The following is a 25,038-nucleotide window of genomic DNA, read 5'->3' as shown; positions in this document are numbered from 1 at the left end:
CACGCCCTATCCAGGCTCAGGCGGCAAGACCAACGGGCGTTTTGACGAAATCGACGAAGCCCGGAAGTTGCTCGACGCGAGCCAGCAGGGCATTCACGGACGGATAGGCGCTGAGGTCTACATTGCCCTCTGGGGCCCGTGCGACATAGCTGTAGACCGCGACGTCCGCGATCGTCGGGCGATTGCCTACCAGCCATTCGCGCCCTTGCAGATGGCGCTCGATCCGGCCAAGGATGGTATGTGCACGCCCGATAACTTCTTCCGGATTGAACTTGGCGCCGAAGACCGTCACCAGACGCGCAGCTGCCGGACCGTAGGCAATCTCCCCGGCTGCAATCGAGAGCCAGCGCTGGACTTCAGCCGACCCTTTTGGATCTTCCGGGAGCCATTCCGTCTTGCCGGCCTTCTTGGCGAGGTAGACAAGGATCGCGTTGGAATCCGAGATGAAGACATCGCCATCCGCCAGCACCGGCACTTGGCCGAAAGGGTTCATCTTCAGGAAATCAGGCTGCTTATGGGCGCCAGCCTTCAGATCAACCTCGACCAGCTCGTGGGGGAGACCGATTAGGGAAAGGAAGAGCCGAGCCCGGTGCGAGTGGCCCGACAGCGGATGGTGATAAAGTTTCATGTGATCGCTCCTGTTTGAAGGCCGGGTCCATTCCCGATCCGTGCACACAGGATGCGATGAGCGATCGGACGGCTTAATACTCATGTTTGGCACTGGACCATTACGCCAGCTGCAACAGTGCGCGGCGCGGCGTACAGACACCATGCTTCCGGAATTCGCGGTTGAAGGCGCTCCGACATGACAGGGAGCTGGCGAAACTCTTACGCCAAGCGAAATAATCCCTTGTGCGCTTTGCGGATTATCGATTGCGGCAGCAAGCGTATTGTCTGGCCATCTTCTCAGGCAACAAGGAACTTCGCCGTGAACATCGCCAACACACCTTACGTCAGTCGCCGCACTCTTCTAACCGGGGCCCTAGCAACATTCGCTACTGCTCGTTTCCTGGCGTCGAACGCGCTCGCCAAATCCGGAACCATCGTGGACTCCTGAGGGATGCAGCGTCCCGGGCTGACATCACGACCTCTCCCGTGCGCGGCAACATTGCCGTACTGGAGGGGTCGGGCGGCAACATTGCCGTTCTAACCGGTAAGCAGGGGAAGGTCCTCGTCGATGCCGGTATCACGGCAACTCGCACTCGGATCGAACAGGCTCTTTCGAAGCTGGGGGATCAACCTGTCAGGCATCTTATCAACACCCATTGGCACTTCGACCATACCGACGGAAACGAATGGCTGCACTCTGTGGGCGCCGCAATCATTGCTCATGAGAACACGCGCCGCCACCTGCTTGAGGCCCAGCGCGTTGATGACTGGAATTTCGATTTCCCACCTTCACCCTCTGGCGCGATCCCTGCGACCCTGATCACAAGCGACAAGGTGCTGGAGCTCGAAGGTACGAAGATCGGTATCACCGCCTATCGCCCGGCGCATACGGATAGCGACATCTCCGTTAAGTTCGAGGAAGCAAACGTCATCCACGTCGGGGACATCTTCTGGAACGGCCTTTATCCCTTTATCGACTATTCGACTGGCGGGAGCATAGACGGAACAATCGCAGCGTCGGCGAGGGTCATCGCTGCGGTGGATGCGGATACAATCATTATTCCAGGCCACGGCAAGCCGGTCAGCTCGCTCGACGATCTCAAGCACTATCACGAGATGCTGGCGACCATCAGGGACAATGTCGCGAGGCTGAAATCCGCGGGTCGCTCCGTCGATGAAACGGTCGCGGCCAACCCGACCGAGGCTTTCGATGATGAGTGGGGCAAAGCAATCATCAGCCCCGCCTTATTCACGCGCCTTGTCTACAAAGGTGTCTGAAGAAAATCAGCGCTCGGACCAACTTCTGATTTCAGAAGCAGTCGAACGCCATGCCGTCAAAACATGAGGACAAAATGACCGAAGATCAACCATTTAACGTCTCACGTCGAGACGTTCTGCTCGGAGGCTCAGCGCTGCTGCTGGCCTCTGGTATCCCAGCGTTTGCAACAGGCAACGCACAAACCATCCAAGAAGGAGAAACGGCAATGACAGAAGCATTCATCACCACCAAAGACGGCGTCAACCTCTTTTTCAAGGATTGGGGTCCGAAGGACGCCCAGCCGATTGTGTTCCATCATGGCTGGCCCCTGTCGTCCGATGACTGGGACAACCAAATGCTATTCTTCCTGTCGAAGGGCTATCGCGTAATCGCTCACGACAGGCGCGGACACGGTCGTTCACAGCAGGTGAGCGACGGGCATGACATGGACCATTATGCGGCAGACGCCTCCGCGGTCTACGAGCATCTCGATATTAAAAATGCTGTCCATATCGGCCACTCGACAGGCGGTGGCGAGACCGCCCGTTACGTCGCTAATTTTGGTGAACCGCAGGGTCGTGTGGCCAAGGCTATTCTCGTCAGCGCAATCCCCCCGCTCATGCTGAAGACGCCATCGAACCCGGATGGTACGCCGATTGAAGTTTTTGACGGCCTTCGCAAGGCACTGGCCGACAATCGGGCGCAGTTCTATCTCGACCTGCCTACAGGCCCCTTCTTCGGTTTTAGCCGCGAAGGCGCGAAGGTCTCGCAGGGCCTTATCCAGAACTGGTGGCGCCAGGGCATGATTGGGAGCGCCAAGGCACATTATGAGGGTATCAAGGTCTTCTCGGAAACCGACCAGACCGAGGACCTGAAGAAGATTTCGGTGCCGACGCTCGTCCTGCACGGCGACGACGACCAGATCGTCCCCGTCAAGGCGTCCGCAGAACTTGCCGTGAAGCTTCTGAAGAACGGAACCTTGAAGGTCTATCCAGGCTACCCGCACGGTATGCTTGCGACCAATCCTGACGTTCTGAACGCTGACATGCTCGCATTCATCCAGCGTTAAATCGTGCTCCGAGGAGAGAGGTTCGCCACCTGAGCCCCTCTCTCCTCACAACTTCTTCGAAACCTGCTTCAATTTGGTGCGAGCTTCGTTCCAAGCGTCTGGGTCATAGCGAGCTTTCGACATCGCTGCTTTGCCTGATCTCGTGGATCAAGTCGACGAGCCGGCGCAGCTTCGCCGGCAGATTGCGCCTTCCGGGATAGTAGAGACATAAGCCCGGATAAGGCGGGGTCCAGTCAGCAAGCACCTGCTCCAGCTTGCCGGCAGCAAGATCATCTTCGACCTGCCACTCACTCAGATAGGCTAGCCCGGCCCCCTCACGCGCGGCCCGACGCATCAGGTCGCTATCGTCGAGCACGAGCTTGCCGGGAACGTCGAGCGAGAAGCTCTCCCCTCGCCGCTCGAACTCCCAGCGATAGATGGTTCCGCTCGCCATTCGTGCACGAATGCATAGGTGGTTTTGGAGCTCTGCCGGATCCCGCGGCTTTCCATGACGGCGGAAGTAATCGTACGACCCAACGATGGCCGGTCGGATATTATCGCCGATCGGGACGACTACCATGTCGGGAGGAACGGCCTCCCGGATCCTGATCCCGGCATCGAAGCCTTTGCCATTGACGTCGACCAGAGCGCCCTCCGTCACGATCTCCACCGTCATCTGCGGGTTCCGGCGCATGTACTCTAGGATCAGCGGCGTCAGGATGATCCGCGTTGCGCCCACCGACGTGTTGATCCGCAGAGTGCCGGTTGCTTCCGCCCGATGTTCATCGACGTGCTCGACGGCGCTTCGGATCGCCTCCAGCGCCGGACCCACGCTCGCCACGAACTGCTCTCCCGCAGCTGAAAGGACCACGCTGCGGGTCGAGCGGTTGAACAGCCTGACGCCCATGCGCGTCTCCAGCGTAGCGATCTGCTGGCTGAGCGAGGACGACGAGATCCCAAGCTCGCGAGCCGCCGCGCGAAACCCGCCTTGTGAGGCGACGGCGAGGACAGCCTCAAGTTCAGCAAGTGAGCCGCGCATCATTGTCCGTAATCTCCTATCAGGCTGAGCATCTTTGACCAACTTATCAGGACAGTGTCGAAGTGCCAGATATGACGGGACAGCCAAAAGGAGTTTGAGATGTTCAACATCGACAAGGTTTATATTGACGGGGAATTCGTCACACCGAAGGGATCTGAGACCGCCGATCTCTACAATCCGTCGACTGAAGAGAAGATCGGCACGGTCAGGCTTGGCGGCATCGAAGATGCGCGTGAGGCCGTCGCCGCCGCAAAACGCGCCTTCCCGGCGTTGTCACGGACGACGAAGGCCGAGCGTGTTGAGATGCTTAAGCGTTTGAACGCAACCGTCGCCGCGCGCGTCCCCGACCTGACGCAAGCGATGGCGCTCGAATATGGGGCTCCTCAGACCTTTACCCGGTTCGCTATTCCCCACGCTGCTTCAAGCTTTCTGACCATGGCGAAGGTTCTGGAGGACTACGACTTCGAGCGACAGATGGGCCGCGCCCGCGTCGTCATGCAGCCCTCCGGCGTTGCCGCCGCCATCACGCCGTGGAACAGCAATATCGGCTTCATCACCTCGAAACTCGCAACCGCCATCGCCGCCGGCACGACAATCGTCATCAAGCCCAGCGAGATGAGCGCGATGCAGACACAGATCCTCACCGAGTGCCTTCATGAAGCGGGTTTGCCGAAGGGCGTGTTCAACATCGTCAACGGGTTTGGCAGCATTGTTGGCGCAGAGCTCAGCCGGCATCCGGACATCGCCAAGGTGACCTTCACCGGATCCACCGCAGTTGGCAGGGAAATCCTGCGTAACGCGGCCGACACCTTCAAGCGTGTCACGCTGGAGCTTGGTGGCAAGGGACCGAATATCATTCTCGATGACGCCGATCTGGACGTTACAATACCCGCCGTACTGCGGATGGGCTTCATCAACAGCGGCCAGGCCTGCATTGCCGGCACTCGCATCCTGGTTCCGCGCTATCGGCTCGATAACGTCCTGGCCAGGCTGAAGCAGGAGATCGAGACATTCAAGGTCGGCGCGCCAGACGACCCGGATGCGATGATCGGACCGATGGTCAGTCAGAAGCAGTATGATCGGGTCCAGGCCTACATCGAACTGGGGATGCGGGAGGGCGCCAGCCTGCTAGCGGGCGGTCTGGGGCGGCCTGCCGGACTAGATCGCGGCTGGTTCACGAAGCCGACCATATTCACTGATGTCAACAACCAGATGCCCGTTGCGCGCGAGGAGATTTTTGGACCGGTCCTGTCGGTAATCACCTATCGAGACGAGGACGAAGCCGTGTCGATTGCCAACGACACCCCGTATGGACTTCAGGCCTACCTGCATGGCGCCGACGCCTCGCGAATGCAGGCGCTTGCGGATCGGCTCGACAGCGGACGCGTCGTGATTAACGGCGCGCCGCACGAGCCTCTCGCTCCTTTCGGCGGCTTCAAGCAGTCGGGTATCGGTCGCGAGTATGGCGTGTTCGGCCTCGAGGCGTTCCTGGAGCCGAAAGCCGTCATCGCCTGAGAAGCTGAGGTTGAGCTGGCCGTCTCACGGATTCTGAATTCGGAGGAGAACCTTACCGACAGCTTTCCCGCTCTCCTGCAACTCGTGTGCCTCGGCCACTTCGTCGAGGGCATATGTCTTCGCGATCCGCGGAGCATATGCCCCCGATGCGGCGCAGGCCGAAATCTCACCGGCTGCCTGCCGCATAGCGGCTTCCGGCATGGTGTAGACATAGACGAGACGGAATGAAAAGCCGCCCAGCAGCGCCGGGAAGAACGGGATCGTCAGCTTCGCGTCTGGCGATTCCGTCGAATAGGCCGACACAACACCGTCGCGGCCGAGACAGGCGATCGACACGTCGATGTTGGCGGATATATCGACGTCGACGATACGATCGACACCATGGCCGCCTGTTGCCGACCGTACTCGCTCTGAGACGTCCTCCCCATGCCGGTTGAGCACAAGATCGGCCCCGGCCGCTCGCGCCACCTCCGCCTGCTGCTCACGGCTCACCGTCGCCGCCACCCATGCCCCCGCCCACTTCGCAAGAAGGATCGCTGCATTGCCGACGGCGCCTGCTCCTCCTTGGACGAGGACCCGCTTGCCGCGCAGGTCGCCGTCGGCGAACAGGCAGCGATGCGCTGTCATCGCAGGAACGCCGAGCGCCGCTCCAATCTCGAAGGATACGTTGTCGGTCAGCCTGACGGCTTGCGCGGAGGAAACGACAACGAGTTCCGCCGCCGTCCCGAGAGCGCGGCCACATTGCGCCATGTAGACCCAGACGCGCTCGCCGACGCGCGACGGAGGCACGCCCGGACCGACGGCGTCGATGACGCCCGCGCCGTCCTGATGCGGCACGATCCGTGGGAACGGCATGGCCTTTCCACCGAATCCAGTCCTCGTCTTGATGTCGGACGGATTGATGCCTGACGCGGAAGCCGATGATCATTTACCGGCTGCTGAACGGGCCGCGACGGTTCGGCGAGTTGCGCCGCCTTGTCGGCGACCCGAGCCAGCGTTCGCTGACGATGCAGCTCCGCGAACTCGAAGCCGACGGGATCGTCGCCCGCGAAGTCTTCGCAGAGGTTCCGCCGCGCGTTGAATACTCTCTGACGCCCTTCGGGCAGACTCTGGCACCCGTGCTGATAGCCATGCGCGACTGGGGCGTCGCGTTCCAGGAGCGGCGCTCGGCCACGTAATACTAACCTTCGTTGCTCTAGCCAGCGCCAGCGTTTGCGGAGAACCTCTCGACAAAGAAGTCGATCAGAACCCGGACCTTCCGCGACACGTGCGATCCCGGCGGCCGCACGATGTAGACGCCGATCTCCGGCAGGCTGTAATCCGTCATAATCGGCACAAGGGTTCCGGCTTCCAGGTAATTCTGAGCGATCACCACGGGTAGTGCTGCGACGCCCAGCCCCGCGGCTGTCCCTTCGGCGATGCCCGCAGCGCTATCCGCCTTGAACCGTCCCTGACCGTTGACGACCACGGTCCGGGTGCCGTCGGAAACCCTCCAGCTTTCGGTCCCTTGCAAGATGGCCTGATGGTCGAGAAGATCTGACGGCTTCTGTGGAACGCCGTGGACACGCAGATATTCCGGGTTTGCAAAAAGGCCTGCCGCAAAGGTGCCAATCTTGCGCGCGGTCAGGTTCGAATCCTGCAGGTACCCGACGCGGATGCCGCAGTCGAAGCCTTCCGCCACCAGATCGACATAGCGGTCGCTGTAATGCGCGTGGAGCTGCAGGAGCGGATGCAGGCGGGCGAGTTCGGCCAATGCCGGGGCGAAGTGCCCAGGACCGAAGGACGAAGGAACCGCCACGCGAAGGCGTCCCCGCAGATCTCCGGTCGGCAGCATCTCCTCGCGTGCGACGTCCATCTCCAAGCACATGCGTGCGGCGTGCTCGCGAAAGGTGGCGCCAGCTTCGGTGAGGGATGCACCTCTGGTCGTCCGCGCCAGAAGCCGAACGCCGAGCTCGCTTTCAAGCCGGACGAGCCGCCGGCTGACGATCGACTTCGGCAGGCCGAGACGCCGGGCGGCAACCGTGATGCCACCGCCGTCCGCCACCTCAACGAACGTCTGCATGTCCTCGAAGCTGATCATCCCAGTGTTCCATTTTTCGTTCCACAGAGTGGCTAACCATAGAGCTACCGTGCCACCAATCGCAACGCTAAATTCCAATCATCGAGCGGACCGAAACGAACTTCACCAACAGCCGCCGAGCAAAGAAAGGAACACGACAATGCATAAGGACGTATTTACCCCCGAGAATTCAGCAATGCTGCTGATCGACCACCAGATCGGCACGATGGCCTGGACGCACTCGCACGACATCAACCTGGTCAAGCAGAACGCGCTGAAGCTTGCTCGCATCGCCAAGGCCGCCAATATCCCAACGATCCTCACCTCCAGCATGGAAGACCAGATCCAAGGCCCGCTGCTGCCGGAACTCGAAGCAATCCTGCCCGAAGCGTTCGAAGCCCGCATCAAGCGTCCCGGCATCGTCAACGCCATGCACCACGACGGCTTCAACCAGGCGGTCAAAGCGACCGGTCGCAAGAAGCTGTTCGTTGCCGGCGTGACGACTGAGATCTGTGTCACCTTTCCGGTCCTGCAGATGCTGGACGAAGGCTACGAGGTCCAGGTCTCGGCCGACGCATCCGCGTCCTACACCAAATACGGCGACGATATCGCCCTGCGCCGCATGGAAAAGGCCGGCGCAATCATCACCACCGTCGACCAGATTATCTCCGAGCTTGCCGTCGACTGGACGAGCCCGCTCGGTCAGAAGCTGGTCGGCATCCTGAACTACCATTGAACGCACATAGCCGTGTTCGGCGCGGGCGCCTCAGAGCCCGCGCTCGGATCAAAGGAAGACAATCATGACCATCACCAAGATTCCTGCAGGCCAGATGCGCGGCGACTTCAGTCAAGGCTTCGGCGTCGAGATCCTGTATCCCGGCCTGACGCTGACGTCGGGCGACACCGGTATCGGCCCGATCGGCAGGATCGACCGCGCCCAGGTTCAGCCGGGTCAACTCATCGGTATGCACCCGCACAAGGACGACGAAATCCTGACCTACATTCGCGGCGGTGAGATGCTCCATCGCGATACGGTCGGAAACGAAAAGACGCTCGGCAAGACACATTTCATGATGATGAACGCCGGCCATACGTTCCAGCACGAGGAACTGATGCTCGGCGACGGCCCTGTGAAAGCGCTGCAGATATTTCTGCGACCGAACGCTCGCGATCTGGAGCCGATGGTACAGTTCCATGAGTTCCCGGAGGAAGACAGCGTCGATAGCTGGCGGCTTATCGCCGGACCGAGCGCTGCACCGTTGAAGGTCAGATCTGACGTCCGCGTCTTTGACGCCCACATGACCGAAGGGGTCCAAATGCGGCTGCCGGCCGAGGAAACCGGACGAAACACCTTACTCTACGTCTACAGTGGAAAGGTCGCCATCGCGGGCGAGATCATATCGGAAGGGGAAAGTATATTTTCGACCGTTGCCTATGACGATCTTACCGCATGGGCTGAATCGGACGTCTTGCTGTTCTCGATGGACCCTGCGGTGGAGGTTTACCGAGGTGGCATGTTCAGTGGGAACCAGAGGCGCCGCGCCTAGGCATGCAGCCCTCGATCACTCAATCATTGGTCGCTTGCCCGCTTCAGCGTCATCTCGACCCCCACGTCGAGGTCCCCACACGGCGTCATCGCTCTGCTCAATATTCACGCTAAGGCTCTAGGCTTAGGCTCTTGAAAGGATTCGAACCACCGGCCCGTTGGTCGAAGGACAAAGCGCTGGATATCCGAGATCATTCAACTGCTTAAGACACCTGCTCCGCGGCTCTCTGTAGCAAACCAGCCCGACTTGAGATGACCTTGCGAATTGCACTCAGGATGGGGTGCCTGATCCCCTCGTCAGCCAGTTCTGCAACAAGGGCATCGGCCTCGCTCACAATCCTTTCCGCCATCTGGGCAAGATCGCGAACAAGGATGCGCTGGGAAGATTTAGTGTCGGGCACCAATGCCTTCCAATGCTTCAGCTGGATGGTGTCGGGCACATCGCGGCCGCCAATCTTCATGGCGAGTCTCTTTGACAAGCGGGGATAAACAGCCGTGCAAACGACATCGTAGATCGGTGCCAGATCCGGTTCATCGGAGCCATAAAGCAGGGCGTAGTTCTTGCCGTGGGCATCGGCGTTGCCGACGAGATAGTGGAAGATCAGCATGCGGATGAACTGTAACCGATCCACGACAGGTCTAGCGCAGGCCTGGTCGATCAGCCCGAGAGCATGTCCTGTCCCCGGTCCGCCCTCGGCCTCATACTTCAGCTCCGGCGGGACGCTAAGGGCCTGGCAAAAGTCTTCCTGGTGTAGGCGCTCAATGATGCCGTCTGCAGCTTTCGTCCGATCATAACGCTCAACCAGGAGAAAGGCAGTCGCCCCGTCTAGGCGTATCTCGACATGGGGTACCGGCAGCCTGAGGCGCGCAGCCAGCCGCATACAAAAATACTCGTTCTCCACCGTGCCTTCCAACGCCTGGATGACTGGTTTCAAGATATGGGTCGTTGGTCTGCCGTCTTTTGCCAAGGCAATGGAACCTCCATCGACAATGACCGCCAGTTTATCCTGCGCGCCGGCGAGCGATAGGCGAATGCCCTCGTCTCCGCCAAGCAAAGGCCGGGTCCGCAGCCTGCTGAGAATTTCATCCAGACGTTCCGAAGTGAGAATTTCGGCTTGGGACTGGCCGGGAGGTTCGGGCGCCGTGCCGGTGGGATAGAGTGACAAGGCACCTGCGCATTCGCCCCCGATAACTTCCAGTAGCCCGAAGGCATTGCCTGCCGAAAGGCCGAGCGCGCCAGCTAGGCGTTGCCGCGCGCCTTCGTCCGGCAAGAGACCGGAGAAAAACGGGCGCACCACCTGATCACCAAAGGGTTCTTCTTGCAGCGGCATCGAGAACGAGATCGCACGCGATCGTTGGTCCAGGAGATACGCGCCATCGTAGGCAAAAGTCAGCAGGCCGTCGTCAAGCCGGCCGAGTACGCCCGCCTTGGTGTCGCGAAAATAGACGTCCAATACCCGGATCATGATCGCGGGCCCTGGCGACGCCCGACCGAAACAATAAGACCAAGACCGGCCAAGACTTGCATCGCACGGCCAATCTGGCAGCTCTCTTTGCCGGCCTCGAGTTCACGCAGAAAACGTACGCCCACACCAATCACCCCGGCGAGTTGCTCCTGGGTTAACCCTTGCTGTTTGCGCTCCTGACGGATCAGCATGCCTAGGCTTTTCGTATCTTTGATCTTTTCCATAATCACCCCTATCGGGATGATTATATCACCAGGCGGGCATGAAGGGGAAGTCAAAAGAACCGATCGGGATGATTTTAGGATTTATTGGGGCCAACGGGACCGAAATAGACCCGCTCAGGATGAAACTACAGCGCAAGACTTACCCTGGCGCTCACTGCTTGAAGCAGTTCTCACGGTGCCATCTCAGGAACTGGGGATGTGGCCGCTCGAAGAGCCGGCCAGGCACGTGTCGTTTTGCATTTAATCGTAAGACTCGTGATGCAATAATTTCAGATACTTAGCCGTGCACCAAAACTGAGAATTGTCACTTAATTTGAGACCCACGCCAGACATTTTGGCATTTAATTTGAGAAAGCAGCCCGGCGTACCACCGCACAACTTTTTGCAAGCAGACGTGAAAAACGAATAGATACAACGCGATAGAATATAGTCGTTACAGTTAGACTGAGCTCCATTCTCAAATTACCTGCTAAATCGGGGCGAAACAGCCGCATTCTTATGATTAGCTGCCAAACGACACCTCGTTTGATGATGCCCAGGACGACAACTGCATCAACTTGGAATCGGCGACATTGGTTTCGCGAGTTAGGGTCACATCATTCTCCTTCATGAGATCAGCCAATAGTTCTTCTAGCCGGTCGAACCGCTCGTTTCAGATCTGGCGTTGGCTCCTCAGCCATCGGTCAAAGGGCCAAGCAGGATGCTGGGCGGAGGGCATCGGCCGGTTCCTTCCGAAGAACTTCGTTAGCCACCTTTATGGATGGAGACCTACCGCCAGCTTTGGTCCAATCGTTTCGATCAACTTGAACGGCGCCTTGCTGAGCAACAGAAGGCCGGCTCGCGCAAAAAGCACGACTGAGACGTCTGCCGACTCGGTCGTAGAAGCGCTTTCATCTCTTCAATCATGATGCGCAGTCGCGCTCTTCGCGTCGCCGGTGCGGCGCTTTTGTGCGGTATTGGCTTTACGATGTCTCTGTTCATCGGTTTGCTGGCTTTCAACGGTCCGGCAGTTCAGGATCATGTCAAGATCGGCATACTCATGGGGTCGTTGGTATCGGGTGTTGCAGGGTCTATAATCCTGGCCGTATCGAGCAGGCGTAAATCAGACAGAACTCAGCACGATCAAGTTACCGCTTGACGATTTCGCGTCGCCACCCTGCCAAGCGAGACGCTTGAAATGGTGGCGACGACCGCTATTGGCGGCGCAAAGCGGAAGACCGCAATTGGCTAAAGCTGCCGTTAATGCCGCGTCCGTCGCTGACGCCCTTTAAGCCAGGCTTCCAGAGCTTCCCTGATTGCACGATCTGCAGGCACTGTCTGATCGAATGCCCACCAGGTATGCGCACCCTGCCAGAGAGCAGCCATCTGCCAGCCCAGCAGATCCGCTTCCTGTTGGTCCGCCGACAAGCGTCGTCCCAAGGCCGCTACCAATGCACGACCCCACGCAGCACCCCTTTCACGAAGTCTCAGATTTCGAATGTCCTCTCGTAGAAGAAGAAGACCGTCAGTGGCATCACGGCTGGCCGTGTCGGGAGACATAAGGCGCAGTAGAAGGTTGATAGCCCCCTCAGGCGATAGATCCTCCTCCTCGTCTGCCGCCTTCGTCTCTGCGTCCAGGCTGTCCCAGGCCTGCAGAAGGATCGCCTCAACCATACGCTCACGGCTTCCGAAGCGCTGCACCAGAGTTGCCGCAGCCAAGCCCGACGCCTGCGCCGCACGCGCAAAGGTCAATCCATCAGGCCCTGTTTTCATCATCATCTCGAACAATGTGCCGAGCACCTGTTCATCAGGGATTGTTTTGCGTCTGGTCATTGGAATATATAAACGGACGTTCATTTATAGGTCAAGGAGACATCTGTGGCAAAGATCGTGGGTTACATCGCAGCTAGTCTGGATGGTTTGATTGCGGATGAGAACGACAACTTGGACTGGCTGTTCAAGTACGACGGAATGGATCTGGGCGAACATGATTACCGCACCTTCTTGAAAGGCATCCGCACGGTCGTCATGGGTCGTGGTACCTACGACTTCATTGCAAATGATCCCGCACCTTGGGCCTATGCCGACCAGCGCGTTGTTGTCGTGACGTCACGACCAATCGAAAACCCCAAAGGCCCGCTTCAGGTCAAAGACAATGTAGATAACCTCATTGCGGAGCTTCGCGCGATCGATGATGGTGATGTCTGGATGCTGGGCGGAGGGATGCTGCAGATGGCGTTCATGGAACGCGGCGCACTCGATGAGATTGAGATCTACATCATTCCCGAACTCCTTGGCGGAGACGGTCAAATGGGGACATCCCTGCTACATGACAGAATGAATGACCGCTCCTGGCCCAAAAGCCGAAAGCGGTCGTTAGGTTGATCTTCTCCGGCGTCGCTTTCGCGCCCACATACCAGACATCGCAGCACAGAGTCTTCGAAACGGTGAACTCCAGCCTGGCAGTTTTCAACTGATCGGCCCTCTTTAGCGGCCCTTAGCGACAAACAGGAATCCGCTCTTGTTGCGGGAACCCGGCGTGGCCTCGTCCATTGAGGGAAAACCCTCATTCTAAAAATGCCAAGCGGCTTCTATTCTGTCCAAGAAAGGAGATCAATAATGAGCATACTTGCCATTAGTAAAGACCCGCAGCCTGACGAGGCGGAGTTCAATGCCTTCTTCCCCTCCAAATTTTCGCTCTCGCAATTCACGAGCGCAAAAAGCGATCTTGAGGGTGCCGATTACCCAAAACCTTATACGGGCACTAGCCGTATCCTCGTGATAGGGACCGATGAGCGCTACCTGAAGATGGAGAACGGGACGCTGTTCTCTACCGGCAACCACCCAATTGAAACGCTGGTACCAATGTTCCATCTGCATAAGGCAGGGTTCGAATTTGACATAGCGACCGTTTCGGGCAATCCGGTGAAATTTGAATTCTGGGCAATGCCAAAGGAAGATAAGGAAATCACTGGCCTCCACGAAGGCTATTTGGAACAGTTCCAAAACCCATTGAAGCTTTCTAATGTCGTGGCAGGGCTTGGTCCGGACAGCAATTATGTCGCTGTGTTCATTCCCGGCGGCCACGGGCCGCTGGCCGGCCTGCCCTTCAGCGATAAAGTAGGCGCGGTTCTGCGCTGGGCTCTCGATCATGACCGCCACATCATTTCGATCTGCCACGGCCCGGCCGCACTGCTTGCTTGCACGCCCAAGGTTGATGGCGCGGAATTCCCCTTCGCAGGATATAGCATCACCGCCTTTCCCGACGCGGCAGACCGCATGACGCCTGAGATCGGCTATATGCCCGGCCATCTGACTTGGCATTTCGGGGAAAAGCTGAAAGCGTTGGGCGTGACGATCGCTAACACCGATCCGGACAAGTCCACCCATCTGGATCGCAAGTTGATTACTGGGGCGAGCCCGTTCGCAGCGAACAACCTTGGTAAGCTGGCGGCCAAGACGCTGCTTGCGGAAGTGACAGCGGGATGACCACAGGCGGGTCGGCATTAGCGCAGATAACCGTAACCGTCGCTACGATTGAGCGCAGCGATGACATGGCCACCGTTTGTCAGGCCGTCCGCGCTTTTGCCCACCCGCTCGGTTACAACCGTTTCGTTCTCTACACCGCGCCGCCAGCTGGTGACGCGCTCGTTGAGGAAATATTATGGGTCGAGGGCGACTGGTTCGGGAATGGCGATCCGGTTACTCCAGAAACCTATATGGCCCGCTGCCCGGTCAATCGGCATGTGCTGGAAACAGAACTGCCGTTCTTCTGGATCAAGAGAGGGAACGGGGAGCGGGAAACCTATCGCGTTGTCGCGCGTCCGACTGGACCTGGCATCAAGGGACTACAGGTACCAATCTTTGGTCATGCGGGCCTCGTGGGTGCGATGAGCTTTGGCGGGACCACGATAGACAGCGGTATCGCGACGCGCCTCGCGTTCTCGCTCATCGCGGCGGCGACTTTCCAAGCTGCCCTGCGCCGGTCTCGCTTCGCCGCAGTTGCTTCTGCCCCGCAGCTATCGGCGCGCGAGTTGGAGGTCATCCGATGGATCGCCTCGGGCCGCCGGCAGGCTGATGTGGCTCTGTTGCTGGGTCTGTCGGAGCGTACGGTAGAAAATCATCTCCGCCGCATTCGCCATCGCCTGGCGGTCAGCAGCACAGCACAAGCGGTGCAGGTCCTCGTTCGTGCGGGAGCTTTCGACGCCTGATTCCTCTCCGTTCGAAGGTCTGCTCCCGGGAGACCGTGACGTCCTCTCGAACGAGAGAGATTGCGCCGAAACCAGTCATGGCACCGGACTGCATTTTACGGCAGCTATTGGCGCACAGCCGCCGAAGCCTCGCCTTGAACGGACTCGAACTGCAGACCCGTAATTATAATCTCCACCAAAACCACTATTTCATCTTAAGAACGTAGGCAGCGTCCTTGGTCATCCAGCTCATCGCGCCTCCGAGGACGGCACCAAAGATCTTACCGCCCGCTCCGGCCTCCGCCGCAAGTAGGACTTTTCGGTGTGCTCAGTTCCATCGAAGTCACGGAGCTGTTGAGTTTATGCTTGCATAAACAGCAAGCGTCCTTATATTGCTAGCATGAACAGCAAGCAGAGAAAGACCCTTGCGGCCGTATTCAAGGATCCGGTTTCTGGAACCATTGAATGGACCGCTATAGAGAACCTGCTTGTGGCCGCCGGAGCGAACGTAATCGAAGGAAAGGCTCTCGCGTGAAGTTCGAAAAAGACGGCATCATTGCGAGCTTCCACAGACCCCATCCGGACAAGGAAGCAAAGCGGTATCAGGTGCGCGATGCTTGCGAGTTCCTGATGCAAATTGGAGTAACGCCATGAACACCATGACTTACAACGGGTATCACGCTCGCATCGAATTCGATGCTGAGGACGAAGTGTTTTTTGGCAAGATTGCAGGTATTTCCGATGTTATCGGCTTTCACGGCGACAGCGTCGTTGAGCTTAAGAAGGCCTTTCATGAGGCAGTCGATGATTACCTCGAGACCTGCAGGAAAATAGGCAAAGAGCCTCAGAGGCCCTATTCAGGAAAGATGATGTTTCGTGTCGCTCCCGAAGTCCATCGCCGAGCGGCTCTCGCTGCTGAGCTTTCGGGAAAGAGCCTTAACCAGTGGGCAGAAGAGGTGTTGGAAGAAGCCGCTGACCACTTTGCCGAGGCACGCCTCTCGGCATAGTGCCCGTTGCGGCTCATTGTAAATCCGCAATTCGCCCTGCGGCGACTGGCCGTTCGATGAATTGCGTTCCATTCGATAGATATCTGATTTTTGCAGTTATAACATAACACCGCTGAAGTGTTCAGGCGTGAAGTGGACAAATGACGGCTAAGAGCCCAAGGCCGGCACCCTCGATGCCGAAGGCTCCAGCCCTGATGCGATTTCGGCACAGAAGTCTATGAAGGCTCTCACCTTTGCCGGCGGATGCTTGCGCGACGGATGGAACGCAAACAGCGGAAAGCGCTCGCCATGCCAGTCCGGAAACAAGTCGATCAGGGAGCCGCTCGCCAGCGCCTGCCCGACGCCCCAGCCAATAACTTGAGCGATACCTGTTCCCGCCAGGCATTCCTCCAGCATCGCCTTCGGGTCGGTGAAGGTCAGTGGCCCCGTCGTCGAAACCTCGATCGTCTCGTCGCCCCGGATGAACTCCCACTCGAATGTGCGGCCGGTATAGGGATCGAGAAACTGCAGGCATCGATGGCCGATCAGGTCACTTGGATGGCCCGGGCGACCGTGCCGTTCCAGATAGCGGGGCGACGCAACGGTGAGGATCGGCGCTTCGATCAGCTTCCGCGCAACCAGGCTGGCAAAGCGTGGCTGACCGAAACGGACTGCAAGATCGATGCCTTCTGCGACGAGATCGCCGACGTGCTCTCTGGTGACGAACTCGATCGACAGATCCGGATAGCGTTCGCAGAACGCCCCGAGCCGGCCAGCCAGAACCAGCGGCAGAAAGAACGGATCGATATCCACCTTCAGCCGGCCGCGCACCGCTGATGCCGCACCGGAGACGACCACAGCGGCGTCCTCGATGGCGTTCAGGTGCGGCTTCACCTCTTCATAGAAGCGCCGCCCTTCATCGGTCAGCGTCACCGAGCGTGTCGTCCGATCGAGCAGCCGCACGCCAAGGCGTGTTTCAAGGCGGCCGATAGCGCGGCTGACCCCGGAATCGGTGATGCCGACCAACTCCGCGGCTTTGACGAAACTGCCGCCCTCGACCACGGCGGCAAGCACGCTTACCCCGGAGAGAACCCGTCCATCGAATGGCATGAGATTACTCCTGACATTTCGTCAGGAAGCATCTGACATAAGCGCACTTAATTCAAGAGCGCTCCAGAGCGATAACGGTCCTGCCCCTTGGAAATTTGAAAGGACCAAGTCATGAATAAGCGCGACAATCGCCGCACGCTCTTCAAAGGCGGCACCATCCTGACGATGGACAGGACGGTTCCCAATCTTGCCACCGGCGACCTGCTGGTCGAAGGCGATAGGATAGCGGCCATCGGGCCGAACCTCGCCGTTGGCGACGCAGCCGTCATCGACGCCTCCGGCAGCATCATCATGCCGGGACTGATCGACGCCCATCATCACATGTGGCTCGGCGTCATGCGCCGCTTGATGCCCGATGTGGATGACCTCTTTGTCTATATCGATGTCGTCGCAGAAAAGCTGGGCGCGCATTATCGCCCGCTCGACATGTACCTCAGCACCAAGCTCACGGCGCTTGCCTGCCTCGACGCCGGAGTCACGACTGTCATCGATGCGTGCCATTCCTCCCGCAGTCCCGAACATACCGATGCTGCCCTCGATGCGCTTGAGGACAGTGGCATCCGGGCGCTGCATATGGTGGGCGCCGCCATGGACAAGAAAGCGTCCACCGCACACCTGCCGGGCGACCTGAAGCGGCTGGCTGACAACTGGAACCACAGTAACGGCCTCGTTCGCGTCGGCCTGTTCGGCCAGCTCAATCTCGACTGGTGGAGGGTCGCCCGCAACCTCGATATGCGCATCCTGACCGAGTTCCTCGGGGATCTCGCTAAGCTCGGCCCGGAATTTGCGGAAAAGGGCGTGCTGGGTCCGCACAACATCTTCAATCATTGCACCCGTATTCCGCAGGAAACGTGGCGGCTGTTTGCCGATGCCGGCGTGAACGTCACCGTCAACCCGCGTTCGGACGCGCTGTTCGGCTTCGATGACGAGAGTTTCGCCTATCAGCAAGCCATCGACCATGGCCTGACGCCGGCCATCGGCATCGACCTCGACACTGCCTTCGGCAGCGACATTTTCGGCGAGATGCACGCCCTCTTTTCGCAGCAGCGCTCGGCCATGCGCTATCGCAGGTTCCGTGGTGAAGAGAATGTGCCTTCGCCGATCACCGTCGAGCGCGTCCTGGAAGCGGCAACCATCAACGGCGCACGCGCCACGGGGCTTGAGGGTGCGGTCGGATCGCTCGCGCCCGGCAAGCAAGCCGACATCATCATGGTGCGCACCGATGGTGTCGCCGTCGTACCCGTCAACAACGCCGTCGGCACCATCGTCCAGGGGGTCGAGCGCTCGGATGTCGATACGGTCATGGTCGGCGGCGAGATCCGCAAGCGTGGCGGCAAGCTGGTCGGCGCCGACCTCGTCAAGTTGACGGCGGATGTCACCGCCTCGCGCGACTACCTGATGGAAAAGAGCGGGTATCGCCCAGACCTGTTCGGCGCATCCGCCCGCACAAAGTCCGCCTGACCGAAAGCGGCGCCTGCTGCCCGGCGGCGCTGCCACCCCCCACAATTCTCTTCTGTATGGAGGCTGCCATGTCGGCATCTGTCATGAACGGTGCGGCCCGATCGAAGGCCGCAACCGAATATCTTTCCCGCCCTGCGCCGGGTATTATCACGGCGCTCTTCTGTGGTTATCTCGCCGTTGCACTACCGCTGCCGGTCATCCCGCTCTTCATCCACGACAAGCTCGGCTTCAGTAGTCTTGTCGTGGGCCTGGTGATCGGCATCCAGTTCCTCGCCACCGTGCTCAGCCGCGGCTACGCCGGGCGCATCACCGACGGCCGCGGCGGCAAGCGTTCCGCGCTTCAGGGGGCGGCGGTCAGCACGGTCGCAGGCCTGCTTTACCTCGCCGCGGCCATGCCCGGCTTTTCGCCGAGTATCAGCCTTCCAATTGTCATCGTCGGCCGTCTCGCCGCCGGCCTCGGCGAAAGCCTTTTCGTCACCGGCTGTGTCTCCTGGTCGATCGCTTCGGTCGGGCCTCAACGCGCCGGCATGTCGATGTCCTGGACCGGTATCGCGATGTTCGCAGCCTTGGCGGTTGGCGCTCCGATCGGCATGGGGCTGTATACGGGCGCTGGCCTCGAAGCCGCGATGGTGGCTTGCGTCGCTGCGCCGATGATTGCGGCCGCAATCGCCTTGCGTGAGGTTCCTTACGCAGCACCAGCCGGCCCTCGCCTGCCCTTCTACAAGGTGATCGGGCAAATCTGGCGCGAAGGCGCCGGCCTGATGCTGCAAGGCGTCGGGCTTTCGGGCCTTACCGCCTTTGCATCCCTCTACTTCGCAGCGCGTCATTGGAACAATGCCGGGCTGGTCATGACCGCCTTCGGTACCGGCTTCATCTTCGTGCGCGTTGTCTTCGGCTCACTGCCCGACAAAATGAACGGCTACCGCGTCGCGCTCTGGTCGTTGGTGATCGAGGCAGCCGGTCAGGCCATGATCTGGATGGCGCCCAATGAATCGATGGCGCTCGCCGGCGCACTGGTCACCGGCCTTGGCTGCGCGCTGGTCTTCCCCGCTCTTGGTGTCGAAGCCTTGAAGCGGGTCCCTCCCGCCAACCGCGGCAGTGCCATGGGCGCATTCGTCGCTTTCCTGGACATTGCCTATGGCATTTCTGGCCCGGTCGCTGGCGTCATCGCCGGGCAGTTCGGCTACGCAGCCGTCTATCTGTTCGGCGCAGCCTGCGCTCTCATAGGTGCCGCACTCGTCCTGACTGTCCGCTCTTCACAACCCTGACCATCGTTACACAATGCTGGCGAGAGGAACTCGCCGACCAGACAAAGGAGATTTCCCGTGTCCCGCATCTTCATTTCCGGATCGTCCACCGGGCTCGGCCTCATGGCCGCTGAATTTTTGACCGAGCAAGGCCACCAGATCGTGCTTCACGCCCGAAACGCCGCTCGCGCCAGAGATGCCCACCAGGCTCTGCCGCAGGCCGAGGCCGTCGTGATCGGCGACCTTGAAACTATCGCTGGCGCTACGGAGGTTGCCGCCGAGGTCAACAAACTCGGGAGGTTCGACGCGGTGATCCACAATGCCGCCGTCGGATACCGCGAAGCCCATCGCCTCACCTCTGATGGTTTGCCGCATGTCTTTGCCATCAACACCCTGTCTGCCTACATTCTGACCGCCCTGATCGACCGTCCCAAACGGCTCGTCTATCTGTCTTCCGGCATGCATCACCATGCCGACGCCAATCTCGACGATATCCTCTGGAAGAAGCGCCGGTGGAACGGATCGGAGGCCTATACGGAGAGCAAGCTGCATGATGCCATGCTCGCCTTCGCTATCGCGCGTCGCTGGCCGGACGTATTCTCGAATTCGCTGGAGCCGGGCTGGGTGCCAACCAAGATGGGCGGTCCGGGCGCACCCGACGACATGGCGCAGGCGCCTCTGACACAAGCCTGGCTTGCGGCCGGCGACGATCCGAAAGCCAATGTGACGGGGGAATATTTCTATCACATGAAGCACCGGGCAGCGAACCCGCAGGCTCGCGATCCGGACCTTCAGAATCGGTTGCTCGCCATCTGCGCGGAGATTTCCGGTGTGGCTCTCCCGACGTGAGCAATATAGGAGGCGAAGCTCCAAAACCGTTGCCACGGTCGCCGGCGTGACCGGCAAAATTGGCACTCTGGTGCTGGTCGAATGCCACGGTAGATCGCCTGGATAATAGGGCGGTCCTGTTTGCAGACGACTGGACCCGCTGCAGCGGCCGCCGCCTGTGCAAAGCTGCGAGCCTTCATCGATCTGGCGAGACGCTTCGCTGCGAATGGTTGAGCTCGCGGGCAGCTTCGATACTCCCGCGAGCCATGAACCTATCACGCCTTCTTCGCCGGCTTGAGGAGATCGCCGAGACCGACACGGTGTAACATCTCGGCACGCAAGCGATCGAGAACGCTGAAGCCGATATTCGCACCGTCTTCCGTCGGGTCGTAATGGATGCGGAACGGGCGCTCGCCAAAGGGCGCATTGACCACATCGACGATCATGTCAGCGACCGGAGCGGGATCGGCATCATCGGGGACGATGGCTGCAAAGGCATTCCGAACCGTGTCGCCGAAGCCTGCATAGGGGCCGCCGGCTTCATATTCGGCGAGCCGGGCCTGATCGGCCGGGCTGCCCGAATGGGCGAAGTGGTTGGTGCCCTTGGTGAAGGCACCGGGAACGACGATCGTCGTCTCGATGCCCCAGCGGGCGAGTTCGCGGGCATATTGTACGGCGAGCGAATCCATTGCCGCTTTGGCAGCAAAGTAGGGCGAGAGATATGGCGGCGTGCCGCCGGCCGAACTGGAACTCGACACCCAGACCAGCAGCCCCTCGCGACGCTTGCGCATTTGCGGCAGGACGGCGCGGTTCACCCGCTGCGTGCCGAGCACGTTGACGTCGTACTGCTGGGCGAACTGATCAGGCGTGAAGGCTTCCGCCGGTCCGAACATCATGTGGCCGGCATTATGGACGACGACGTCGATCCGCCCGGCCTCGGCAGTGATCTTTTCGACAGCCGAATTGACGGAGGGTTCAGACTGGACGTCCAGCTCAATCGGGCGGAGGTCGATATCTTCCTGGCCAGACAGTTCAACCATCTCGGCGGCGTTTCTGGCATTGCGGCCCGCGACATCGCGCATCGAGGCGTAGACGACATGGCCGGCGCGGGCGAGCGCTTCGGAGATCAGCCGGCCGAAGCCGCTGGAAGAGCCGGTGACGAGGGCGATTTTCTTGCTCATGGGACGGACGCATCCTTCGTGCGTTTTTCAGGTTGCGGTTGTCGTGGCTGTGAGGTGGAAGAGGGATCAGATGATCCCGCCATTGGCGCGCAGCACCTGACCGTTGATCCATGCGCCGTCCGGTCCGGCAAGGAAGGCCACCGTGTTGGCGATGTCTTCGGGCTGGCCGAGGCGCTCCAGCGGAGCCAGCTTGCTGAGGTTGTCGATGACGCCCTGGGGCTTGCCGTCGAGGAAGAGGGCTGTCGCGGTGGGGCCCGGCGCCACGGCGTTGACCGTTATGTTGCGGCCGCGCAGTTCCCTGGAAAGCACATGCGTCATCGCCTCGATACCAGCCTTGGTGGCCGCATAGACGCCATAGGTCGGCTGATACAGACCGACGACGCTGGAGGAGAGATTGATGATGCGACCGCCGGCGCGCAGCCGCTTGGCGGCCTCGCGCATCGTGTTGATGCTGCCCTTGAGGTTGATGGCGATCTGGCTGTCGACGAAGGCTTCGTCGCCATCGGCGATCGTCGCGAGCTTCATGATGCCGGCATTGTTGACCAGTACATCGACCCCGCCGAGCGCAGCTTCCGTCCTGTCGAACATGCGGGCGACGGCGGCTGCGTCGCTGACATCGGCCTGGGCTGCGAGCGCCCGGCCGCCAGCATGCTCGATGCTGTCGACCAATTCTTCCGCAGCCTTGGCGCTGCCGGCATAGTTGACGACGACAGTGAAGCCGTCTCCCGCAAGGCGACCGGCGATCGCCGCGCCGATGCCGCGCGAGCCGCCGGTGACGATTGCGACCTTGTTTTCGTTATTTGCCATTTTCGTTCTCCTTCCGGTGATGCGCCGCAGCGCGTTTCGATGAGAACAAGATGGACCTTTGCATCCCCCAGATAATCAGGCATTGTCTGCCATCACAATCCGGAGATCTCGAACAATGGATCGGTTCGATGCCATGCGCATCTTCACTCGCGTAGCCGAGCGGCGCAGCTTCTCGCTGGCAGCGGAAGACCTGGGCGTGCCGCGCTCCACAGTGACGGATGCGGTGAAGCTCCTGGAACGGCGGCTTGGCGTGCGCCTACTGGAGCGCACGACGCGGGTGGTGCGTCCGACGTTGGACGGCGAGGCTTATTACCAGCGCTGCGTTCGCCTGATCGGCGATCTCGAAGACGCCGAAGCCGGCTTCAGCGGGGCAAAACCCTCGGGGTTGCTGCGCGTCGACCTGCATGGCACCCAGGCGCGCTATTTCCTGCTGCCCGGCCTCGCGGATTTTCTGGAGCAATTTCCCGACATCCGGCTCCACATCAGCGAGACGCATCAGCCGATGGATATCGTCCGCGAGGGTTACGACTGCATCGTGCGGGTGGGAGCGCTATCGGATTCCAGCCTAATCCAGCGCAAACTTGTAGAACTCGAGCGCGGGACGTTCGCGAGCCCAAGCTACTTGGCGAAATTCCGAACGCCGGAAGTGCCGGAGGATCTGGAGGACGGCCACCGGATGATCGGCCTGCTCGCGCCGGACATGCCCTCTATCGCTCCCTTGGCATTCCTGATCGATGGCCGTGTACGCGAGATGCTCCTGCCCACCGTCATCACCGTTACGGGCGCCGAGACCAACGTAGCCTCGGCCTGCGCCGGTCTCGGCATCATCCAAGTGCCGCGCTACCGTATTGCATCTGAAGTCGCAAACGGCTCATTGGTCGAGATACTCGCCGATGCTCCGCCACCGAAGATCCCCGTCCATGTTCTCTATTCACACACGCGCCAGCTCTCGCCGCGGCTGCGTGTGTTTCTTGACTGGTTGACGCTGCAATACAGACAGACTCGGGACTGACCAGGTGCGCCCGGCGTAGACAGTGAGCTGCTCTGAGATGTCGACCGCAACGTCAGTCGCTTCATCTGGCTTCGCAGTTTGCGAGGTCGGTAGCAATTCCTCGGCTGCAAACCGATTGCTTGCGCCTGAGTGAAACAGTTCCAGCGTGACCTCGCCTGCATGGTAGCGAGGGGCTTGCCGGCGGCTCCCCTAACGATAGACTTGAAACCCTCACACGGAATTTTGTTGCATCTATGTTATCAGTGTCTGATAACATAGATAATATGAGTGTAGAACGAGATGAGGGGCTAGATGCCCTTTTTGGATTGGACGGTGAAACGTTCTTCGTCGATGCGAACGGACATTATCGCGTCAAGTTCGTAGTGAAACGCGTGAAAGCCGACGAGCGCAAGCCGCATGGCCTAAATTACAGTCTCACCCTGCATGATAAGTCGGGCGAGCGCATTGTCGGATTCGATAATGCCCATCCAGTCCCCACCCAGGGGGGGACCGGCTGGTAAGAAACGCGTCGTCAACGACCACAGGCACCGGTTCAAGACGATCCGCCCATATGATTACAAGGACGCAGCCACCCTGCTCGAAGATTTTTGGGCGCAGGTGGATTCCGCCCTGAAAGAGGAAGGAGTCATATCATGACGACGCTCAAAGTAGGTATTGCCTCGTACGAGGACTACAAGCAACGCACGATGGCGGTCGCGCGGGGGCAGATCAAGCCCGGCGCTGATGACCCTAAGGTATGGTTCACGTCCATGGAGAGCTTCGCGAAGGTTCTCTCTGATCGGAACAGGGAACTGCTTGCGCTAATCGCGGCCACAAAGCCCAGTTCGATGAATGAGCTAGCGGAAAAGACAGGACGGGCTCCGTCCAATCTATCACGCACTCTACGCACCATGGAGCGTTTCGGGTTAGTCCGGTTCGAAAAAGGTGCGGGTAAAACCCGGGCCCCTCGCGTCGATTATTCAGACATCATTCTCGATGTGCCTTTGAAGCGTGCTGCCGAACGGCTGACAATGTGAACGATGCGTTGACGTCGACAGCTCGGACCTGCTTTTCCCTTAGCGCCGTAGTCGCGAAGGAAGTGATCGTGACCGGAGCTTGATCAATCGGTTTGCTGTCCCTAGAAAACTTTCTGCTGGGGCCTGTACAATGGTTAGAGCCGTCGGCTCATAACCGATTGGTTGCAGGTTCGAGCCCTGCCGGGGCCCACCATACCACCATACTGATCGCAACGGCCGTACAGCCATTGCTTAGTTATTCAAAAAGAGCCACCAGACCTGGAGAAGCCGGTCAGTGCCAGTCGATACATTATGCGATGCTAGAAGCAGCACGTTTCCAAGATAGCTAGCTTGTGCGCCTGCTCTCGCCCAAAAGCGTCGGCGCGTCTGCCGGTCGCAAGTGACGCGAGCGAGGGCGCGGCAGCACGCGTGCTGCGCGGCCGCGAAACCGGGTCAGCGATCCAGGACGTGAATCCGT

The 25,038-nt window shown here is 59.7% G+C and carries 25 protein-coding genes, 1 tRNA gene and 2 pseudogenes; 18 read left to right on the top strand and 10 right to left on the bottom strand.

Annotated features, from left to right (window positions below; translation table 11 throughout):
- Positions 1-16: 16 nt before the first annotated feature.
- A complete protein-coding gene (locus ACTJKL_RS30125) occupies positions 17-628 on the bottom strand; it encodes a glutathione S-transferase family protein (protein WP_440854591.1) in 612 nt (203 codons plus the stop codon).
- Between the two features lie 467 nt (positions 629-1,095).
- Here ACTJKL_RS30125 and ACTJKL_RS30120 point away from each other — a divergent pair, with 467 nt between their 5' ends.
- Both ACTJKL_RS30120 and ACTJKL_RS30115 read left to right on the top strand, forming a co-directional pair.
- On the top strand, positions 1,096-1,887 hold the full coding sequence (locus tag ACTJKL_RS30120; RefSeq protein ID WP_440854590.1) for an MBL fold metallo-hydrolase: 792 nt from the start codon (positions 1,096-1,098) through the stop codon (positions 1,885-1,887).
- A 74-nt stretch (positions 1,888-1,961) separates the two neighbouring features.
- Positions 1,962-2,936 carry an alpha/beta fold hydrolase gene (locus ACTJKL_RS30115; RefSeq protein ID WP_440854589.1) on the top strand — a complete coding sequence of 325 codons (975 nt, stop codon included), beginning with the start codon at positions 1,962-1,964 and terminating at the stop codon, positions 2,934-2,936.
- Between the two features lie 103 nt (positions 2,937-3,039).
- Here the strand turns inward: ACTJKL_RS30115 and ACTJKL_RS30110 are convergent, their stop codons facing one another.
- Positions 3,040-3,954, bottom strand: coding sequence for a LysR family transcriptional regulator (locus ACTJKL_RS30110; RefSeq protein WP_440854600.1), 915 nt, complete (start codon positions 3,952-3,954; stop codon positions 3,040-3,042).
- A 99-nt stretch (positions 3,955-4,053) separates the two neighbouring features.
- Here ACTJKL_RS30110 and ACTJKL_RS30105 point away from each other — a divergent pair, with 99 nt between their 5' ends.
- Positions 4,054-5,469, top strand: coding sequence for an aldehyde dehydrogenase family protein (locus ACTJKL_RS30105; RefSeq protein WP_440854588.1), 1,416 nt, complete (start codon positions 4,054-4,056; stop codon positions 5,467-5,469).
- Between the two features lie 24 nt (positions 5,470-5,493).
- On the opposite strand, the gene ACTJKL_RS30100 is transcribed toward ACTJKL_RS30105, so the two are convergent.
- Positions 5,494-6,324 carry an NADPH:quinone reductase gene (locus tag ACTJKL_RS30100; RefSeq protein WP_440854587.1) on the bottom strand — a complete coding sequence of 277 codons (831 nt, stop codon included), beginning with the start codon at positions 6,322-6,324 and terminating at the stop codon, positions 5,494-5,496.
- Between the two features lie 65 nt (positions 6,325-6,389).
- On the opposite strand from ACTJKL_RS30100, the gene ACTJKL_RS30095 reads away from it, so the two are divergent.
- Complete coding sequence (locus ACTJKL_RS30095) at positions 6,390-6,647, top strand: winged helix-turn-helix transcriptional regulator (protein WP_440854586.1); 258 nt, start codon at positions 6,390-6,392, stop codon at positions 6,645-6,647.
- A gap of 17 nt (positions 6,648-6,664) precedes the next feature.
- Here the strand turns inward: ACTJKL_RS30095 and ACTJKL_RS30090 are convergent, their stop codons facing one another.
- Positions 6,665-7,549 (bottom strand): LysR family transcriptional regulator, encoded by an 885-nt coding sequence (locus tag ACTJKL_RS30090; protein ID WP_440854585.1) that lies wholly within the window; start codon positions 7,547-7,549, stop codon positions 6,665-6,667.
- 139 nt (positions 7,550-7,688) lie between these two features.
- Between ACTJKL_RS30090 and ACTJKL_RS30085 the strand changes: the two genes are divergently transcribed.
- Both ACTJKL_RS30085 and ACTJKL_RS30080 read left to right on the top strand, forming a co-directional pair.
- Positions 7,689-8,264, top strand: coding sequence for an isochorismatase family protein (locus tag ACTJKL_RS30085; RefSeq protein ID WP_411934343.1), 576 nt, complete (start codon positions 7,689-7,691; stop codon positions 8,262-8,264).
- A 64-nt stretch (positions 8,265-8,328) separates the two neighbouring features.
- Positions 8,329-9,075 (top strand): pirin family protein, encoded by a 747-nt coding sequence (locus ACTJKL_RS30080; RefSeq protein ID WP_440854584.1) that lies wholly within the window; start codon positions 8,329-8,331, stop codon positions 9,073-9,075.
- 202 nt (positions 9,076-9,277) lie between these two features.
- On the opposite strand, the gene ACTJKL_RS30075 is transcribed toward ACTJKL_RS30080, so the two are convergent.
- Positions 9,278-10,540, bottom strand: coding sequence for a type II toxin-antitoxin system HipA family toxin (locus ACTJKL_RS30075; RefSeq protein ID WP_440854583.1), 1,263 nt, complete (start codon positions 10,538-10,540; stop codon positions 9,278-9,280).
- A complete protein-coding gene (locus ACTJKL_RS30070) occupies positions 10,537-10,764 on the bottom strand; it encodes a helix-turn-helix domain-containing protein (protein ID WP_133036875.1) in 228 nt (75 codons plus the stop codon). The genes ACTJKL_RS30075 and ACTJKL_RS30070 overlap by 4 nt, the downstream gene beginning before the upstream one ends.
- Positions 10,765-11,686: 922 nt before the next feature.
- Between ACTJKL_RS30070 and ACTJKL_RS30065 the strand changes: the two are divergent.
- Positions 11,687-11,902, top strand: a pseudogene (locus ACTJKL_RS30065) (Na+/H+ antiporter NhaA); the annotation flags it as partial.
- A gap of 101 nt (positions 11,903-12,003) precedes the next feature.
- On the opposite strand, the gene ACTJKL_RS30060 reads toward ACTJKL_RS30065, so the two are convergent.
- On the bottom strand, positions 12,004-12,576 hold the full coding sequence (locus ACTJKL_RS30060) for a TetR/AcrR family transcriptional regulator (RefSeq protein ID WP_440854582.1): 573 nt from the start codon (positions 12,574-12,576) through the stop codon (positions 12,004-12,006).
- 45 nt (positions 12,577-12,621) lie between these two features.
- Here ACTJKL_RS30060 and ACTJKL_RS30055 point away from each other — a divergent pair, with 45 nt between their 5' ends.
- From ACTJKL_RS30055 to ACTJKL_RS30035, 5 genes and pseudogenes are all read left to right on the top strand, one after another.
- Entirely contained in the window at positions 12,622-13,128 is a 507-nt protein-coding gene (locus tag ACTJKL_RS30055) for a dihydrofolate reductase family protein (RefSeq protein WP_440854581.1), read from the top strand.
- Positions 13,129-13,362: 234 nt separating this feature from the next.
- Positions 13,363-14,232, top strand: a complete 870-nt coding sequence (gene hchA / locus ACTJKL_RS30050) for a glyoxalase III HchA (protein WP_440854580.1) — start codon at positions 13,363-13,365, stop codon at positions 14,230-14,232.
- Positions 14,229-14,954: a PA1136 family autoinducer-binding transcriptional regulator gene (locus ACTJKL_RS30045; protein WP_440854579.1), complete on the top strand. Its 726-nt coding sequence runs from the start codon at positions 14,229-14,231 to the stop codon at positions 14,952-14,954. Before hchA ends, ACTJKL_RS30045 begins: the two co-directional genes overlap by 4 nt.
- 379 nt (positions 14,955-15,333) lie before the next feature.
- Positions 15,334-15,587, top strand: a pseudogene (locus ACTJKL_RS30040) (type II toxin-antitoxin system HicA family toxin).
- Complete coding sequence (locus tag ACTJKL_RS30035) at positions 15,584-15,940, top strand: type II toxin-antitoxin system HicB family antitoxin (protein WP_102761838.1); 357 nt, start codon at positions 15,584-15,586, stop codon at positions 15,938-15,940. The pseudogene ACTJKL_RS30040 and the gene ACTJKL_RS30035 overlap by 4 nt, the downstream one beginning before the upstream one ends.
- Positions 15,941-16,087: 147 nt before the next feature.
- Here ACTJKL_RS30035 and ACTJKL_RS30030 read toward each other — a convergent pair whose 3' ends face one another.
- Positions 16,088-17,029 (bottom strand): LysR family transcriptional regulator, encoded by a 942-nt coding sequence (locus ACTJKL_RS30030; RefSeq protein WP_440854578.1) that lies wholly within the window; start codon positions 17,027-17,029, stop codon positions 16,088-16,090.
- A 111-nt stretch (positions 17,030-17,140) separates the two neighbouring features.
- On the opposite strand from ACTJKL_RS30030, the gene ACTJKL_RS30025 reads away from it, so the two are divergent.
- The 3 genes from ACTJKL_RS30025 (at position 17,141) to ACTJKL_RS30015 (ending at position 20,586) form a co-directional block, all read left to right on the top strand.
- Positions 17,141-18,490, top strand: coding sequence for an amidohydrolase family protein (locus ACTJKL_RS30025; protein WP_411934582.1), 1,350 nt, complete (start codon positions 17,141-17,143; stop codon positions 18,488-18,490).
- Positions 18,491-18,558: 68 nt separating this feature from the next.
- Positions 18,559-19,758, top strand: a complete 1,200-nt coding sequence (locus tag ACTJKL_RS30020; protein WP_440854577.1) for an arabinose transporter — start codon at positions 18,559-18,561, stop codon at positions 19,756-19,758.
- A gap of 57 nt (positions 19,759-19,815) precedes the next feature.
- The gene (locus ACTJKL_RS30015; protein WP_440854576.1) at positions 19,816-20,586 is read left to right on the top strand and encodes an SDR family NAD(P)-dependent oxidoreductase; all 771 of its coding nucleotides are present in this window, start codon (positions 19,816-19,818) and stop codon (positions 20,584-20,586) included.
- Positions 20,587-20,840: 254 nt separating this feature from the next.
- On the opposite strand, the gene ACTJKL_RS30010 is transcribed toward ACTJKL_RS30015, so the two are convergent.
- Positions 20,841-21,746: an SDR family oxidoreductase gene (locus ACTJKL_RS30010; protein ID WP_127712683.1), complete on the bottom strand. Its 906-nt coding sequence runs from the start codon at positions 21,744-21,746 to the stop codon at positions 20,841-20,843.
- A gap of 66 nt (positions 21,747-21,812) precedes the next feature.
- Positions 21,813-22,553 (bottom strand): SDR family oxidoreductase, encoded by a 741-nt coding sequence (locus ACTJKL_RS30005; protein WP_440854575.1) that lies wholly within the window; start codon positions 22,551-22,553, stop codon positions 21,813-21,815.
- Positions 22,554-22,668: 115 nt separating this feature from the next.
- Between ACTJKL_RS30005 and ACTJKL_RS30000 the strand changes: the two genes are divergently transcribed.
- The 3 genes from ACTJKL_RS30000 (at position 22,669) to ACTJKL_RS29985 (ending at position 24,774) form a co-directional block, all read left to right on the top strand.
- Entirely contained in the window at positions 22,669-23,565 is an 897-nt protein-coding gene (locus ACTJKL_RS30000; RefSeq protein WP_440854574.1) for a LysR family transcriptional regulator, read from the top strand.
- A 632-nt stretch (positions 23,566-24,197) separates the two neighbouring features.
- Positions 24,198-24,581 carry an HVO_A0114 family putative DNA-binding protein gene (locus ACTJKL_RS29990; protein ID WP_127712680.1) on the top strand — a complete coding sequence of 128 codons (384 nt, stop codon included), beginning with the start codon at positions 24,198-24,200 and terminating at the stop codon, positions 24,579-24,581.
- Between the two features lie 119 nt (positions 24,582-24,700).
- Positions 24,701-24,774, top strand: a tRNA-Ile gene (locus ACTJKL_RS29985).
- Positions 24,775-25,038: the final 264 nt, after the last annotated feature.

Origin of the sequence: Sinorhizobium sp. 22678 (assembly GCF_052044265.1) — a bacterium.
GTDB lineage: Bacteria > Pseudomonadota > Alphaproteobacteria > Rhizobiales > Rhizobiaceae > Sinorhizobium > Sinorhizobium meliloti_A.
The sequence above is the reverse complement of the archived record's forward strand: the minus strand, read 5'-3'. Positions and strand labels throughout refer to the sequence as shown.